Genomic DNA, 15,506 nt, shown 5'->3' with positions numbered 1-15,506 from the left:
GGTGGCTCCTTAACGGCGGGCGGCGGGCAGGCCGAGGCCGGCGAAGGCGATGATGTCGCGCTGGACCTCGTTGGTCCCTCCGCCGAACGTGAGGATCAGCGCGGCGCGGTGCAGGCGTTCGATCCGGCCGTTCAGGAGCGCGCCGCGGGACCCGTACCGGACCGACGCGTTTGCGCCCAGCACCTCCATCAGCAGCCGGTAGGCCTCGATGGCGAACTCGGTGCCGTACACCTTGGTGGCCGACGCGGCGGCGGGTCCGGGCGAGCCGTCGGGGTCGCTGGCCAGCCGCCAGTTGAACAACGTGAGGAACTCGGTCTTCGCGTGCGCCCGGGCGAGGTGCGTCCGCACCCACTCCTGCTCGATGGCACCGGTCTCGTGGGCCCACTCCAGCACCTCGGCGAGCGCGGTGCGGATCGGCGCCGCGGAGGTGAGCGCCACCCGTTCGTGGTTGAGCTGGTTGGTGATCAGCGGCCAGCCCTGATTGACGGCGCCGACGAGCGCCGACTCCGGTACGCGCACGTCGGTGTAGTAGGTGGCGCTGGTCGTGGGACCCGCGACGGTGCGCACGGGCGTCCAGGAGAAGCCGGGCGCGTCGGTGGGCACGATGAGGATCGACAGCCCCTTGTGCTTCGGCGCGTCGGGGTCGGTGCGGCAGGCGAGCCACACGTAGTCGGCGTGCTGGATGAGGCTGGTCCACATCTTCTGGCCGTTGATGAGCCAGCCGTCGCCGTCGCGCACGGCGCGGGTGCGCAGCGACGCGAGGTCGGTGCCGGCCTCGGGCTCGGAGTAGCCGATGGAGAAGTGGATGTCGCCGGCGGCGATGCGCGGCAGGTAGAACGCCTGCTGCTCGGGCGTGCCGAACCGCATGATGGTCGGCCCGATCGTGTTGAGCGTCAGGAACGGGACCGGTACGCCGGCGGCGGCCGCCTCGTCGGTGAAGATGAGCTGGTCCACCATGGACCGTCCGCCACCGCCGAACTCGGTGGGCCAGCCCAGCGTGAGCCAGCCGTCGGAGCCGAGGCGCCGCACGGTGTCGCGGTACGCGGTTCCCTCGCCGTACTCGCCTTCCGCCGGGTTGAGCGCCTCGCGCAGCTCCGGGGTCATCAGGTCGGCGAAGTACGCGCGCAGTTCCTGCCGCAGGCGCTCCTGCCCGGGCGTGTAGCCGATGTGCACGATGCGACCCCCAAAGTAGAACTTGTTCTAGAACTATATCGAAGTTCGGCGTAATCTCCGCTAGCGTCTGTTGGGAGAGGGGGGCCGAGCCGAGGGGAGGTCCAGGCGGCGACCCGGCAAGGCGCGGCTTAGTCCCGATACCGGTGTCGTATCGGGGCGAAGCCGCAACGCCGCCGGTCGTCGTCTGGACCCGCCGCAGGCCGGTCCTCCCTTTCCCGGCAGACGCTGTGGAGAACGCGTTCCAGATGCGATGGATGGTGCGGCATGACCCTCTCGATCAAGTCGGCCCGCGACGCGGCCGGGCTCTCCACCGGACAGCTGTTCGTCGACGGGCAGTGGATTCCCGCCGCAGACGGACAGACGTGGAGCCACGCGCATCCCGCGACCGGCGAGGAGGTCGGCGAGTTCGCCGTGGCCGGCGTCGCCGACGTCGACCGGGCGGTGCGCGCCGCGCGCCGGGCGTTCGACGAGGGGCCGTGGCCACGCACCCGGGCCAAGGAGCGCATCCGCGTGATGCGCCGGGCCGCCGACCTGATCCGGGAGCACGCCGACGAGCTGCTGCGCCTGCTGGCGCTGGACAACAGTGTCCCGTTGTCGTTCGGCACCATCTACGCGATGTCCGCGGAGTGCGCGGCCGACATCTTCGACCACCACGCCGGCTGGATCGACAAGCTCGGCGGCACCACGCTCCCGGCGTTCCAGGGCGGCGACCACGTGACGATGACGCTGCGCGAACCGGTCGGCGTGGTCGCCGCGGTCATCCCGTGGAACGGGCCGCTGCTGCTGGCCGCGCAGAAGCTCGCGCCGGCGCTGGCCACCGGGTGCACGGTGGTGCTCAAGCCCTCGGAGTACGCGACGTTCGCGGTGCTGCGCCTGGTGCGGCTGCTCGAGGAGGCGGGCGTACCCGCGGGCGTCCTCAACGTGGTGACCGGTCCCGGCGAACCCACCGGCGACGCGCTCATCAACCACCCCATGGTCGACAAGATCACGTTCACCGGCAGCCGGGCCGTCGGCCGTCGCGTCATGGAGGCGGCCGCGACCGGGTTCAAGCGGGTCAGCCTGGAACTGGGCGGCAAGAGCCCGGCCCTGGTCTTCGCCGACGCCGACGTGTACTCGGCCGCGGCCACCACGATGGGCACGGTGACGCTCGGCCTGTCCGGACAGGTGTGCCTCGCGCAGACCCGGGCCCTCGTGCACCGCGACGTCTACGACCAGTTCCTCGCCATCGCCGAGGGAATGACGGCCATGGTGAACTACGGGGACCCGTTCGACCCGGCGACCACCGCGTCACCGCTCATCAACCCGCGCCAGCTCGAACGCGTCCTCGGCTACATCACCCGGGGGCAGGAGGAGGGCGCGCGGATGGTGTGCGGCGGCCAACGCGGCGACGGCGACCTGGCGAACGGCAACTTCGTGACGCCGACCCTCTTCGCCGACGCGACGAACGACATGACGATCGCCCGCGAGGAGATCTTCGGACCGGTGCTCGTGGCCGTGCCCTTCACCGAGGAGGACGAGGCGGTGCGCCTGGCCAACGACACCCAGTACGGCCTCGCGGCGACGGTGTGGACCACCGACGTCAAGCGCTCCATGCGGATGGCGAAGGCGCTGCGCGCCGGAACCGTGGGAATCAACGGGTACCAGCTCGAGCCGCACGCGGAGTTCGGCGGGTTCCGGCAGTCGGGGCTGGGCCGCGAGGGCGGGCGCACCGCGATCGAGGCCTACACCGAGGTGAAGACGGTGCTCGTGCCGACCACCGAGGAGATGATGTAAACGCTAGACGAGGTCGCGGAGCTGGCGGACCGCCGCCAGCCGCGCCTCGCGGGTCGGCGCGAGCGGCGACACCAGCAGCGTGGTGACCCCGGCGGCGGCGTAGGCGGCCAGCCGGTCCTTGACGTACGCGGCCGGACCGACGAGTGCCGTCGAGCGGACGAGGTCGTCCGGCACGGCGGCCATCGCCTCGGCCCGGCGGCCGCTCAGGAAGTGGTCCTGGATCAGCGCGGCCTCCCGCTCGTAGCCGTACCGGCGCACCAGCTCGTTGGAGAAGTTGCGTTCCCGCGCGCCCATCCCGCCGATGTAGAGGGCCAGCATCGCGCGGTGGGCGTCGAGCAGCGAACCCGGGTCGTCGGTGACGGCGAACGGCACCGTGGCGAGCACGTCCAACGGGCCCAGGGCCGGGTCGCGCAGCCGGGTGCCGTCGGCCAGCGGCCCGGCCCAGACGGACGCGGCGCGCTCCGGGTGGAAGAACAGCGTCCACCAGCCCTCGGCGATCTCGGCCGTCATGGCGACGCTGCGGGGACCGACGGCGGCGAGGATGACCGGGATCCGCGGCCGTACCGGGTGGTTGATGAGCTTCAGCGGCTTGCCCAGGCCGGTGCCGGCACCCGGTGGCAGCGGCACCCGGTAGTGCCGTCCGCTGTGGACCACCGGTTCCCGGCGCCACACCTGGCGGCAGATCTCGACGATCTCCCGCGTGCGGGCCAGCGGCGCGTCGTAGGGCACCCCGTGGAAGCCCTCGACCACCTGCGGGCCCGACGCGCCGAGCCCCAGCGAGAAACGGCCGCCCGACACGTAGTCGAGCCCGGCGGCCGTCATCGCCGTGAGCGTCGGTGTGCGCGAGTACAGCTGGACGATGCCGGACGTGAGCTCCATCCGCGTGGTGCGCGCCGCGACGAACCCCAGCTGGCTCACCGCGTCGAAGCTGTACGCCTCCGGAACGGCGACGATCTCGACACCGGACCGCTCATGCTCGACCAGTTCGTCGACCGCGGCCGCGAAGCCCTCGCCGCTGTAGCCGAGCATGATCCCGAGGCGCATGGGCGACGGTCACTTCTCGTCGGCGCCGACGGCGGCCGCCGGGGGAGGGCTCGCGGCCGGTGGCGCGGCCACCGGCTGGGTCACCGTCTCCTGTGGACGCACGGTGCGCCGCCGGCGGCGGGCCAGGAAGAGCGGCGTGAGCGCCAGCAGGATCGCGAGAACGACGAGCGCGATCGGCACGATCACCGAGATCAGCCGCAGCCCCGACGCGGCCGATTCGGCGTCGGCGGTGATGGTCCGCACGGTGTCGGGGGCGAACCGCAGGTCGAGGGAGAACGCCGACGCGAGCGGGACGACGATGGGGCCGAGCGCGAGGCTGACGTCGATCTTCTGTTTGCGGGCCACGTCGACGACGTAGCCGGTCGTGATGTCGACCCAGAACGTGTTCTCGCCCTCGGCGGTGTAGCTGAGCGGCAGCTGGTCGGGCAGGAGCGCCTCGTACTGCTTCAGCTGCGCCTGCTGGTCGGGCGGCAGCGACGGCGCGAACGCGAGCAGCACCTGCTTCGACAGCGCGGTCGGCAGGTCGCCGGCCACGGACGGGTCGGCCAGCGGTCCCGCGGTCTTCATCTGGTACACGTAGGTCTCGCGACCGGCACGCTGCTCGGTACGCACGTACGCGGCCGTGGCGCCCATCGCGGTCGGGTAGTCCCAGTACGTGTAGTCGGTCGGCTCCGGCGGGATCGGGAAGCCGACCGTGAGGCCCTGGTGCGGCTCCACGGTGACGCCCGCGGGCGCCGGCGCGGCGGCGAGGTTCCTCCGGTCGACCGCGAACGTGTGCTTCGTGTTCGACAGCCGGTTGTCGTCGGGGTCGGTCAGCACGGTCTCGTCGGTGACGACGACCGTGTCGCCGTGCGCCGAGACGACCCGCACCCGCTGCTCCAACTCCACCGGGACGCCGGTCTTGAACCCGTTGGCGAGGTCGCCCTTCATCAGCGCGGCCTCGTCGAGGATGTCGGCGGTTCCCGTGTAGTGCAGCGTGGTGTCGAGGTCGTCGGGCAACTGCTGCAGACCGGGGACGATCGCGAACCGCAGCACCGCCGCGAAGGCGAGCACCACGACGGCTCCACCCGTCAGAAGCACGGTAGATCTACGCACGATGCTCCTCCCGAAAGATCAGTGGACGACGATCTGGCGGATGACGTCGCCGCGGCCGAGCGCGCCGAACGCGTCGTCGAGGTCGTCGAGGGTGAGCCGGTGGGTGATCATTCCCTCGAGGTCGAGCCGGCCGGCCCGCCACAGGTCGAGCAGCCGCGGGAAGTCGCGCACCGCGTCGGCGGACCCGAACAGCGACGACAGGATCCGCTTGCCCTCGAAGAGCAGTTCGAACGGGCTGAACTCGACCTGGTGCTCGACCCGGCCGGCGCCGACGACGACCACGGCGCCACCGCGGCGCGCGGCCGACCACGCGGTGCGCAGCGTCTGCGGGACCGCGACCACGTCGAAGGCCCAGTCGTAGCCCTCGCCGGTGACCTCCGTCGTGAGGTCGCTGAGACCGTCGGGGGTCACCGCGTGGGTGGCGCCGAACCGTCGGGCGATGTCGTGCTTGGCCTCCACCGTGTCGACCGCCACGATCGTCGACGCCCCGGACAGCCGGGCGCCCTGGATGGCGGCGATGCCGACACCGCCGCACCCGATGACCACGACCGTCTCACCGGGACGCACCCGCGCGGTGTTGATGACGGCGCCGACGCCGGTCATCACGCCGCAGCCGACGAGCGCGGCCACCTCGTAGGGCACGTCGTCGCCGATCTTCACCGCGCCCACGCGGGGAACGACGATCTCCTCGGCGAACGCACCGACGCCGGCCATGCCGAACACCGGGGTGTCGCCGAGCATGAAGCGCGGCTGGACGTAGCCCATCATCACGTGGGCCATGCACAGGTACGGCTCGCCGCGTACGCACGAGGAGCAGGTGCCGCACGCGGGCAGCCAGTTGGCGATCACGCGGTCGCCGACGGCCAGGTCCTCGACCCCGTCGCCGACCTCGACGACGTCGCCGGCGGCCTCGTGGCCGAGCACGGCCGGCACCGGCTGGGGGAGCCCGCCGTCGCGGGCGGACAGGTCGGAGTGGCACACGCCGGTCGCCCGTAACCGGATCCGGACCTCGCCGGGTGCCGGCGGGATGACCGTCACGTCGTCACGGATCTCGAACTTGTCGGCTCCGACCGAATGGAGTATCGCCGCGCGCATGCTGCCACCCTCCAGAATTGAAACTTGTTCTACTCTAGAGTTCTCCCGTATAACCAAGCAAGCGCTTCGGGAACTGGAACCTGTTGCCTACCCGGGAGGTGTCCGATGGGCCGGCTCGACGGGAAGGTCGCACTCATCACCGGAGGCGCGCGCGGCATGGGCAAGGCGCACGCCCGGCACTTCGTCGCCGAGGGCGCGCGCGTGGTCATCGGCGACGTGCTCGACGAGAAGGGCGAGTACGTCGCCGGCAAGCTCGGCCCCGACCTCTGCCGCTACGTGCACCACGACGTCACCAGCGAGGAGCAGTGGGCCGCGGCCGTCGCCGCGACCGTCGACGCGTTCGGACGCATCGACGTCCTGGTGAACAACGCCGGCATCCTCACCAACGCCACGATCGCGGACATGCCGCTCGCGGACTTCCGCCGGGTGCTCGACGTCAACCTCGTCGGCTGCTGGCTCGGGGTCAAGGCCGTGATCGCGCCGATGACGGCCGCCGGCGGCGGGTCGATCGTGAACGTCTCCTCGATCGAGGGCTTCGCCGGGGCGGCCGGCCTGTCGGCCTACAGCGCCGCCAAGTTCGGCATCCGGGGCGTCACGCGGGCGGCGGCGCAGGAGCTCGGGAAGGTCGGAATCCGGGTCAACTCGGTGCATCCGGGCGGCGTCATGACCCGCATGGTCATGGAGACCGCGCAGTCGTTCAGCAGCGTCGACCCGGTGCAGTTCATCAACAGCATGCCGATCCCGCGGTTCGCCGAGCCGGTCGAGATCTCCCGGCTGGTCGCGTTCCTCGCCTCCGACGAGGCGTCGTACTCCACGGGTTCGGAGTTCGTCGCCGACGGCGGGATCCTCAGCGGTCCCGGCTACTGACCTGAGGAGTACACAGTGGACGGTCCCTACGGTCTCGACGGCGCCGTGGCGGTGGTCACCGGCGCGGGCGCCGGCCTCGGGCGCGCGGAGGCCCTCGGGCTCGCGGCCGCCGGGGCGCGGCTGGTGCTCAACGACCTGCCCGGCCGCTGCGGCACCGACGCGGTCGAGGCCGTCGCCGCCGAGATCGCCGCGGCCGGCGGCGAGGCCGTCCTGTGTCCGGGCGACATCGGCGAGTGGACCACGGCACAGGCGCTCCTCGCCGCGGCGCTCGACGCGTACGGGCGGCTCGACGTCGTGGTCAACAACGCCGGTGTGCTCCGCGACCGGATGGTGTTCTCACTGTCCGAGGAGGACTGGGACCTCGTGCTGCGGGTGCACCTGCGCGGGCACTTCGTCACCACCCGGATCGCCACCGCGTACTGGCGCGAGCGCAGCAAGATCACCGGCGCGCCGGTGCACGGCCGGATCGTCAACACGTCGTCGGAGGCGTTCCTGCTCGCCCCGCCGGGCCAGGCGAACTACGCGGCCGCGAAGGCCGGCATCGTCGCGCTGACCGCGTCGACCGCCCGTGCCTGCGGCCGCTACGGCGTGCGGGCCAACGCGATCTGCCCCCGCGCCCGCACCGCGATGACCGCCGGCCTGATGGGACCGGCACCCGACGGCGCCGACCCGTTCGCGCCGGAACACGTCGCCCCGCTGGTGACCTACCTCGCCGGCCCGGCCGCCCGACGGATCAACGGTGAGGTGTTCGTCGTCCACGGTGGACTGGTCGCGCTGATGGCGCCGCCGACCGTGCGGGCCAGCTTCCGCACCGACGACGGGGCCTCGTGGACGCCGGCCGGGCTGGACGGCGCGTTCGACAAGCTGTTCCCGCGCTCTGATGCGGGCGCCGAACCCCCGGTGGGGTTCGTGTGCGAGGAGACGCTGCCGCTCGCGGGTGACGCGTGAACGAGCGCGCCCGGGCCGCGATGACCGCCGACGAGGTGGCCGACCTGCTGGCCGCCTCCCGCAAGACGCACCTCGCCACCATCAACCGCGACGGCACCCCGCACGTCGTCACGATGTTCTACGCGCTGCGCGACGGCCGGATCACGTTCTGGACGTACCGCGCCTCGCAGAAGGCCCGCAACCTCGCCCGCGACCCGCGCCTCACGTGCCTCGTCGAGGACGGCGAGGACTACTTCGACCTGCGCGGCGTGCAGGTCAACGGGATCGCCCACCCCATCGGGGACCTCGCCGGCGTGGCCGCCGTCGGGCGGCTGGTCGCCGAGGGTCCGCTCGGGGTGCCGGCCGACGTCGTGGGCGGGTACGTCGAGCACGCCGCGCGCAAACGGGTGGCCTACGTGGTCGAACCGGTGCGGGTGGTCAGCTGGGACCACCGGAAGCTGACGCGCTGATCCGCTCCAGCTCCTCCGCCGACAGCGCCGGGTTGCCGGCGGCCGCCTCCCGCAGGAGGAGGTCGTCGCCGTCGAGGAGCGCCCGCAACCGGTCGGCGGGCAGACCCGGGTTGGCGGCGGCCGAGAAGCCCACCCCCGGGTCGGGATCGTCGAGCAGCCGCACGAGGACGTCCGGCGGCGTGTCGGGCCGGGTGGCGACCGCCTGCCGGGCCAGCGGGTCGTCGGCCGCGTCGGCGAGATGGCGCACCGCGACCTCGACGGGCAGGCGCGGGTTGCGGAGAAGGTCCCAGCGGCTGTGACCGGGATGCGTCGTCGCGACCTCCGCCAGCACCTCCGGCGCAACCACGTCGCCGTTACGCTCGCAGACCAGCAGCCGGGTCGGCCAGTCCGGGTCGGCGGCGAGCGCGTGGACCGCCGCCGGCGGCAGGTCGGGGGACAACGCGAGGGTGCGGCGGAACGCGGGGTTGGGATGGTCCAGATAGGACAGTCGCTCCGCGAGTCCTGCCTCCCCGTGCCGCAGCGACGTGACCGTCGGCAGCGGCTCGTCGTCCTCGTCGGCGGCGAGGAGCCGCCGACGCAGGCCGTCGGGCAGGTCGGTGCGCCGCAGGAGCTCGCGGTGCACCTCGGGATCCATGGTGGCGACGAGCGTTTCGAGCATCGCGGCGGGAAGCGCGGGGTTCTCGGCCAGAGCCGGTGCGACGTCGAGGAACCCGGGCATGAGGTCGGCCGGGAGGCTGGGGTTGCGGGCCAGCGCCGGCCGGTCGTCCCGGAACCGCCCGATGAGCGCCGGGGTCAGGTCGACCATCGCGATCGCGGTCTCCCGGTACCAGCCGCCTCCGGCCAGGAACGGCTCGGCGAGGTGCGCCGGGATCGTCTCCGTCGGCGCGTCGATCCTCGCCCGGGAGAGCGCGGCCTCGCGGACAGCGCGGTCGGGGTCGCCGACCAGCCGGTGCAGGGTCTCCGTCGGCAGCCCACCGAAGGCGGTGCGCCGGCGCACCTCCGGGTCGGGATCGGCGGCGAGGGCCAACCGCAGCGCCACGGGTGTCAGGCGGTTGCCGGCCACGGCGGCGCGCACGGCGGGCTCCGGGTCGGCCGCGAGGGCCGGCAGCGCGGCGACGGGTGTCGTGAGCGGGGGCTCGCCCCACAGCTGCGTCGGGCCCGCCACCTCGGCCCGTACCCCCGGGTCGGGGTCGCTCGCCAGGGCCGCGCGCACGCGGTCCATGGTGGACCTGTGCGCGACCAGCCGCCGCCGCACGGTGGCCCTGGGATCGACGGACAGTCGCTCGACGACCGACGGCGGCAGATCTGCGCGGCCCAGCAGGGAATGAGCGAGGTCGGGCCGCTCGGACAGCCGCAGCAGCAACGGTTCCGGCGTCGACGGGTTGACGGCGACGCCGCGCAGCACGGGGTTCACCGGGTCGCCAGGCCGAGGCGGGGGAAGGGCGGCGGCCTCGTGTGGTCGTAGCCCCAGCCGCCCAGGACGAGGTCGGCGGGCGAGCGGGTGCCGTGCACGTCGCGCAGCGTGGCGACGGTCAGGTCCGCGAGGCGGTGGTAGCCGTCCCAGCGGGCCGGCCACTCCAGGTGACGGGTCCAGTTCGCCGCGCCGTCGGGCGGCTCCCAGCCGAGGGCGGTCAGCCGCTGGCGCTGGTCGGGGGTCAGCTGCCGGTGGTCGTCGCGGAAGTGGTCGCTGATCGTCTCCGCGGTGAGGTACGGGGGCGAGTACTGCTCGAACTGCATGAACTGTACGTAAGCGTCGGAGGCGGTGCGGTCGGCGAGGATGACGACGTGGTCGGGCTCGAGGTCGGCGAGCTCCGCGGTGAGCGTGTCGGTGAACCGGGCCCAGTCGCCGTCGGCCCATCCACCGGGCGGGGGCGGGGAGGCGGCGGTCTCGGCCCGGGCCGCCGCCGCGACGGCGGCCGCGGCGAGCCGGTCGGCCTCGTCGTCGGAGCGGACCGCGAGCTCGACCCCGCGCGCGTCGGGCGAGTAGCACAGGGTCAGCGTGGCGTGGCGCCGCCGCCACAGCAGGCCGCTCCCGCGGATGCGCGGCAGCCGCCAGGTGACCGCCGGCCACGCGCCCGGACGCTCGGAGGCCGGCGACCCGAACCGCTGGCGCAGCGCGGCCGCGGCGTCGGCGAAGGCGTCCACGATGGACGCTCGACCGTCCGGTGTGGACACGAGCGTCGCCCGCACCTCGGTGACCGCCAGCCGTCCGCGGAGGTGGACGTCGGCCACCCCGGCGTCGGCGACCACCCCGTCGCCGCCGAAGTCCCGCAGCGCCCGCCACCCGAGAGCCTCCGCGACCGCCTCCGGCGCGGTGCCGAGCAGCGGACCGGCGGCGGCGACCGCGTCGGCCAGCCGCTCGGTGGTCACGGCGACGGTTCCAGGGCCACGTGCGCGGTAGGGGAGGCCCAGCGGGTGCCGGTCGGGTCGGGAACCAGGGGCTCGTCGCAGGCGACGCGGTACACCGGCAGCGCCGGGTCGTCGGGCTCGATCACCATGAAGCCGGCCTCGTGCCGCGCATGGAACGGGTGCCGCCGCGCGCGGAACCCGTGCTGGCCGTGGAGGAGCGCGAGCCTGTCGGGCGACGGACGCCACGGGTACCGGCCGGTGTGGGTGGCCGTGCCCAGCGGTGCGCCGGAGCCGGTGTCCCACAGACGCAGCCCGGTTCCCTTGCCGCCGGCCACCAGCACCGTTCCGTCGCACGAGAACACCAGCCCGGTGACGTCGTCGACGGTGCCGAGGTCGTGCTCCACCGCGCCGTCGGCGCCGTGGACGCGGACGACGCCGTCGGAGGCGGCCGCGAACCGGGAGCTGTCGGGTGACCAGGCGGCCTCGGCCATGCGGCCGAACGCGGCGAGCTCCGCGCCGTCGCGGGTGCGCAGGAGCCGCGCACCGCCATCGCGGTCGGCGTGGAGGTACGACCGCGCGTCCGGCGCGATCCACAGCCGGTCGCGGTGCAGCGAGTAGCGACGGTCGGGGTCGGCGGCGACGGGCGCGCCACTGACCGCGTCCCACATGGTCATTCCCCGCAGCGGCGTGAACTCGACGACCTCGGTGTCGCCGACCACCCGCGCATCCGGTGGCGGGCCGCCCTCGAGGTAACCGGTCCCGTCCATCAGGAGCACGGCGACCAGCCGGCCGCCGGTCCCCTCGCACAGCGCCGACCCGGTGAGCAGCCGGCTGCCGTCGGGCGACCACATCGCATACGCGAAGCCCGAGCCGGTGCCCGGCAGTCCGCCCTCGGCGTCGCCGAGCCGGTCGAGGGTCCACACCCGCGCGACGGAGTCGCCGACGGTGACGAGCCGGGTCCCGGCCGGGTCGACGGCGCCGACACCGGCCCCGACGTGTCCACTGTGGACGACCGTGCCGGTGGCGCCGTCGAGCACGAACAGCCGGCCGCGCGAGAATGCGAGCACGCGGGCGCCGTCGGGCGTGCACGAGAGGCCGGCGACGTGGGCGCCCGCCTTCTCCCACCGCCACCGCACGGCGCCGTCGTCGATCCGCACGACGACCCCGTCGTAGTCGTAGCACCAGCCACCGGCGAACACGGCGCCGCCCTCGGCGACGGCGACCGCCTCGTACCGGTCCTCGTCGTTGACCTGAAGGTCGAGCAGCACCGCGTCGGAGTTCAGGTCGACCACGCGGCACTGGCCGAACCCGGTGCGGAAGTCGACCGTCCAGAACGGCCCGGCGGCGGCCGTCGACGGGCGCCGGGCTCCGGTCGCGCGGTCGACCACCGTCACCGAGTCCCCGCGTACCACGGTGACCGTTTCGTCGGTGAGCGACACGGCGTCGGCGCCCGAGAAGTCGCCGCGGTACTCCTCCTCCAGCGGACCGGACAGCGGGAACGCCGGTGGCCGCAGCGCCCTCGCCCACGGCCGGCCCGCGTGCTCCTCCCGCCACCGGTCGAGCGTGCCGCGCAGCGCCGGCGTGAAGTACCCACGCGCCCACACGGTCTGCAGGGTCCGGGCGGGATCGGCGACGATCGCCGCGAGGTCGACGCGTAACGCCTTCGCCAGCCACCGGGAGAGGGGGTCGGACCGCAGGGCGTCGACCATGTCGCCGAGCGTGCCCTCCCGGGCCGCCGCTTCGACCTCGCGCAGAGACGTCACCGAGCCGATGATACGGCCGCCGCGTGCCAGGCCGCGCCGAGCAGGGGAGCGTCGTGCGCCGACGCCGCCCGCACGAGGTGCGGCACCGCCGTGACGCCGGCGGCGGCGAGCCCGGCCCGCACGGGCGGCTCGATGAGGTCCCAGGCACCGGACATGCCGCCGCCGAACACGACGACGCCCGGCCGGAACCCGGTCACCCACGGGGCGAGGGCGCGGCCGAGTGCCTCGAAGGCGTGCCGGAGCACCTCGACCTCCGCCGGGGCGCCGGCGCGGGCCAGGCGGGCGAGGTCGGCGACGTCCCCGGTCGGCGAGCCCCAGGCCCGCAGCAGCGCGCGCCGGGACACCGTCTCCTCCAGGGGCGCGCCGTCCACTGTGGTCAGATCGATGCGGCTCTCCGGCGGCACGAGCGGACCGTCGGCGACCATCGCGCCGTCGGCGAGGAACGCCGATCCGACGCCGGTACCGAGCGTGACGCCCATCGCCCGGTCGTATCCCGCCGCCGCGCCGGCGATCGCCTCGCCGCGCAGGAACGCGTGCGCGTCGGGCGTGAACCCGATCGGACCCGTGACGCCGCGCGCCCGCAGCCCCGCGCCGACGTCGACGCCGTTGAGCGCGTCGAACTTCGCGACGCCGTGGTACCGCGCGATGCCGGTGGCGTAGTCGAACGGCGCGGGCAGCGCGATCGCGACGGGACCGTCGGTGGTGACGGCCCGGACACAGTCGGCGATCCCGTCGAGCAGGTCGCGGGCGGAGCCGTCGGCGGGCAGCGAGAACTCGGCGGCGGTGCTCGGCACGACGCGCCAGCCCGCCGTGTCGACCTGCACGCCGCGGATGTGGGTGCCGCCGACGTCGAACGCGCCGACGCGGGTGATGATCTGTCGCACGGGGAGATTGTGCCCCGGCCCGAATGTCGTACCCGGATGCCATGCTCGTCGGGTGGAGTACTTCTTCGAGGCCGAGCTGTGGGTCTGGGACGCGCGGCGCGACGAGACCTGGACGTTCGTGAGCCTGCCGGCCGACGCGTCCGAGGACATCCGGGAGCTGTCCGAGGGCACACGGCGCGGGTTCGGCTCGGTGCCCGTCCGGGTGTCGATCGGCACCAGCACGTGGCGCACGTCGGTGTTCCCCGACGGCGTGCGCGGGGTCTACGTGCTGCCGGTCAAGCGCGCTGTCCGGCGGGCCGAGGGCCTCGACGCCGGCGACGTCGCGAGCGTCACGGTGGAGCTCGTCTGATGCTGCTCGACGACTTCGTGACGGCGAACCGGGAGCGGGAGCTGGGCGCGTACGGCATCTGCGTGCAGCGGGCCGGCGAACCGGTCCTGGAGCACCGGTTCCGCTCCGACGACCGGGTCAACCTGTACTCGGTCTCGAAGACCTTCACGTCGGTGGCGCTCGGGCTCGCCGAGGCCGAGGGCCGGCTGACGCTCGACGACCGGTTCCTCGACCACTTCCCCGAGCTGCGCGGACTCGCCGCGGAGGGCTTCGAGCGGGTGACGCTGCGCCACCTGCTCACGATGACGAGCGGCACCAGCCACCGGTGGTACGCCGTCCACCGCATCGTCGCCGCCGACCTGCTGCACGACGTCGTCGCGGCGCCGCTCGACGCCGAGCCGGGAACGCGGTTCCAGTACACCGGGTCGGGGCCGTACGCGCTCGGCCGGGTGCTGGCCCGCGCCACCGGTGCCGACGTCCGCGCCTACCTGCTGCCGCGCCTGTTCGCACCCCTCGACCTGCACAACCCGGCCTGGCACACGTGCCCGCTCGGCTACCCGTTCGCGGAGAGCGACCTGTTCCTGAAGACCGGCGAGCTGGCCCGCTTCGCGCTCCTGCTGGCGCAGGAGGGCCGGTGGAACGACCAGCAGGTGGTGCCGGCGGAGTACGTGCGGCGGATGCCGGCCGAGTCGGTCGACACGAGCGCGCTCGACTGGGGTCCGCGGCACGCACACGGCTACGGGCTGGGCGTGTGGCTCGACGCGTCCGGCACCTACCGGATGGCCGGCAGCTACGGGCAGAACGCGATCGTCTGCCCGCGGCGGCGGGTCGCCGTCACGGTCACCGCCCACAGCGAGAACGCCCGCGAGTACGACCTGCTGGAAGCCGTCTACACGCTCGTCGTCGACCGGCTCTAGCTAAGCCCCGCGGAGGCGGTTCAGGGTTTCGCGGCCGTGGTTCTCGAAGGTCGGGTCGCCGTGGGCGCGGGCCCACAGGATCGTGGTGATCGCGGCGACGGCGCCGATGCAGTCGAGCATCCGGTCCTCGTCGTCGGTGAGGGGTCTGCCGTAGCCGTCGAGGAAGGCGTCGCCGAGGGCCGGGTCGGCGCGCCATTCGGCCTGGCGCATGCGTTCGACGTCGCGGAGGTGGAGGTCCCTTTTCGACTTGCCGAAGTCGATGAGGCGGACCGTACCGTCCACATCGGACAGCCAGTTGCGGGGCTGGTTGTCGTTGTGGATCGGACCGGCCAGCGGCGCGGGCATCGACGCCATCAGCGCGATCTGCGCCCGCACGAAGTCGACGTCGTCGCGGTCGACCACTCCGGGCACCCTGTGCAGCCACCCGTCGCCGTTGTGGCGGGCGCGGGCCGGGTAGTCGGGGTCGGGCTGTGCGGGCCCGGCGTCGTGGAGGAGGCGGATCAGGCGGCCGGCCTGGCGGAACTCGTCGGGGGTCGAGGCGGTGCCGGCCCGCCCGGGGAGGCGGTTCATGACCAGGAGGGCGTGGTCGGGCAGCGTGGCGCGCAGGCTCGGCGCGCGGCCCGCACCCAGGCGCGGTGCCCAGTGGGTCAGCGCGTGGACCTCACGGTCGTACGCCTCCCTGTGCTTGACCCGCTTGACGATCCAGGCTCCGCCGCCCGGATCGCGGACCTCCAGCACCTCGGCCTCGCCGTGCGGCCAGGAGTGGTCGCGCACCGGGCGCACGGTGGTGTTCAGCGCTTGTTCGGCGAGCTGGAGCACGG

The 15,506-nt window shown here is 73.6% G+C and carries 15 protein-coding genes; 6 read left to right on the top strand and 9 right to left on the bottom strand.

From position 1 onward, the window contains the following. Nucleotides 1–9: 9 nt before the first annotated feature. Entirely contained in the window at nt 10–1,173 is a 1,164-nt protein-coding gene (locus Voc01_RS29640) for an acyl-CoA dehydrogenase family protein (RefSeq protein ID WP_203930886.1), read from the bottom strand. A 264-nt stretch (nt 1,174–1,437) separates the two neighbouring features. Between Voc01_RS29640 and Voc01_RS29635 the strand changes: the two genes are divergently transcribed. After that, nucleotides 1,438–2,946 carry an aldehyde dehydrogenase family protein gene (locus Voc01_RS29635; protein ID WP_203930885.1) on the top strand — a complete coding sequence of 503 codons (1,509 nt, stop codon included), beginning with the start codon at nt 1,438–1,440 and terminating at the stop codon, nt 2,944–2,946. 3 nt (nt 2,947–2,949) lie between these two features. Here Voc01_RS29635 and Voc01_RS29630 read toward each other — a convergent pair whose 3' ends face one another. From Voc01_RS29630 to Voc01_RS29620, 3 genes are read right to left on the bottom strand one after another with little or no spacing between them, the layout of a single operon-like run. Then, nucleotides 2,950–3,990 (bottom strand): LLM class F420-dependent oxidoreductase, encoded by a 1,041-nt coding sequence (locus Voc01_RS29630; protein ID WP_203930884.1) that lies wholly within the window; start codon nt 3,988–3,990, stop codon nt 2,950–2,952. A 9-nt stretch (nt 3,991–3,999) separates the two neighbouring features. Further along, the gene (locus tag Voc01_RS29625) at nt 4,000–5,085 is read right to left on the bottom strand and encodes a porin PorA family protein (RefSeq protein ID WP_203930883.1); all 1,086 of its coding nucleotides are present in this window, start codon (nt 5,083–5,085) and stop codon (nt 4,000–4,002) included. An 18-nt stretch (nt 5,086–5,103) separates the two neighbouring features. After that, on the bottom strand, nt 5,104–6,180 hold the full coding sequence (locus tag Voc01_RS29620) for a Zn-dependent alcohol dehydrogenase (RefSeq protein ID WP_203930882.1): 1,077 nt from the start codon (nt 6,178–6,180) through the stop codon (nt 5,104–5,106). A 105-nt stretch (nt 6,181–6,285) separates the two neighbouring features. Between Voc01_RS29620 and Voc01_RS29615 the strand changes: the two genes are divergently transcribed. From Voc01_RS29615 to Voc01_RS29605, 3 genes are read left to right on the top strand one after another with little or no spacing between them, the layout of a single operon-like run. Further along, the gene (locus tag Voc01_RS29615; RefSeq protein WP_203930881.1) at nt 6,286–7,047 is read left to right on the top strand and encodes a glucose 1-dehydrogenase; all 762 of its coding nucleotides are present in this window, start codon (nt 6,286–6,288) and stop codon (nt 7,045–7,047) included. A 15-nt stretch (nt 7,048–7,062) separates the two neighbouring features. Continuing rightward, entirely contained in the window at nt 7,063–7,995 is a 933-nt protein-coding gene (locus tag Voc01_RS29610) for an SDR family NAD(P)-dependent oxidoreductase (RefSeq protein WP_203930880.1), read from the top strand. After that, nucleotides 7,992–8,444: a pyridoxamine 5'-phosphate oxidase family protein gene (locus Voc01_RS29605; RefSeq protein WP_203930879.1), complete on the top strand. Its 453-nt coding sequence runs from the start codon at nt 7,992–7,994 to the stop codon at nt 8,442–8,444. Before Voc01_RS29610 ends, Voc01_RS29605 begins: the two co-directional genes overlap by 4 nt. On the opposite strand, the gene Voc01_RS29600 is transcribed toward Voc01_RS29605, so the two are convergent. From Voc01_RS29600 to Voc01_RS29585, 4 genes are read right to left on the bottom strand one after another with little or no spacing between them, the layout of a single operon-like run. Further along, complete coding sequence (locus Voc01_RS29600; protein ID WP_203930878.1) at nt 8,413–9,858, bottom strand: hypothetical protein; 1,446 nt, start codon at nt 9,856–9,858, stop codon at nt 8,413–8,415. The genes Voc01_RS29605 and Voc01_RS29600 overlap by 32 nt on opposite strands. Continuing rightward, nucleotides 9,855–10,814, bottom strand: coding sequence for a DUF6301 family protein (locus Voc01_RS29595; protein ID WP_203930877.1), 960 nt, complete (start codon nt 10,812–10,814; stop codon nt 9,855–9,857). Before Voc01_RS29595 ends, Voc01_RS29600 begins: the two co-directional genes overlap by 4 nt. Further along, entirely contained in the window at nt 10,811–12,556 is a 1,746-nt protein-coding gene (locus Voc01_RS29590; protein ID WP_203930876.1) for a WD40 repeat domain-containing protein, read from the bottom strand. The genes Voc01_RS29595 and Voc01_RS29590 overlap by 4 nt, the downstream gene beginning before the upstream one ends. Then, on the bottom strand, nt 12,553–13,440 hold the full coding sequence (locus Voc01_RS29585) for an ROK family protein (protein ID WP_203930875.1): 888 nt from the start codon (nt 13,438–13,440) through the stop codon (nt 12,553–12,555). The genes Voc01_RS29590 and Voc01_RS29585 overlap by 4 nt, the downstream gene beginning before the upstream one ends. A gap of 52 nt (nt 13,441–13,492) precedes the next feature. On the opposite strand from Voc01_RS29585, the gene Voc01_RS29580 reads away from it, so the two are divergent. Beyond that, nucleotides 13,493–13,789, top strand: coding sequence for a DUF1905 domain-containing protein (locus tag Voc01_RS29580; RefSeq protein ID WP_203930874.1), 297 nt, complete (start codon nt 13,493–13,495; stop codon nt 13,787–13,789). Further along, nucleotides 13,789–14,685, top strand: coding sequence for a serine hydrolase domain-containing protein (locus Voc01_RS29575; RefSeq protein ID WP_203930873.1), 897 nt, complete (start codon nt 13,789–13,791; stop codon nt 14,683–14,685). Before Voc01_RS29580 ends, Voc01_RS29575 begins: the two co-directional genes overlap by 1 nt. Here Voc01_RS29575 and Voc01_RS29570 read toward each other — a convergent pair whose 3' ends face one another. Continuing rightward, nucleotides 14,686–15,504, bottom strand: a complete 819-nt coding sequence (locus Voc01_RS29570; RefSeq protein WP_203930872.1) for a phosphotransferase enzyme family protein — start codon at nt 15,502–15,504, stop codon at nt 14,686–14,688. Between the last annotated feature and the right edge of the window lie 2 nt (nt 15,505–15,506).

Origin of the sequence: Virgisporangium ochraceum (genome assembly GCF_016863655.1) — a bacterium.
In the GTDB taxonomy this organism is placed as follows: Bacteria; Actinomycetota; Actinomycetes; order Mycobacteriales; family Micromonosporaceae; genus Virgisporangium; species Virgisporangium ochraceum.
This window is presented reverse-complemented; position numbering and strand designations above follow the sequence as displayed.

Coding starts and splice junctions, on each gene's coding strand:
- Voc01_RS29575 (WP_203930873.1), top strand. CDS start 13,789: ATGCTGCTCGACGACTTCGTGACGGCGAACCGGGAGCGGGAGCTGGGC.
- Voc01_RS29630 (WP_203930884.1), bottom strand. CDS start 3,990: ATGCGCCTCGGGATCATGCTCGGCTACAGCGGCGAGGGCTTCGCGGCC.
- Voc01_RS29615 (WP_203930881.1), top strand. CDS start 6,286: ATGGGCCGGCTCGACGGGAAGGTCGCACTCATCACCGGAGGCGCGCGC.
- Voc01_RS29635 (WP_203930885.1), top strand. CDS start 1,438: ATGACCCTCTCGATCAAGTCGGCCCGCGACGCGGCCGGGCTCTCCACC.
- Voc01_RS29620 (WP_203930882.1), bottom strand. CDS start 6,180: ATGCGCGCGGCGATACTCCATTCGGTCGGAGCCGACAAGTTCGAGATC.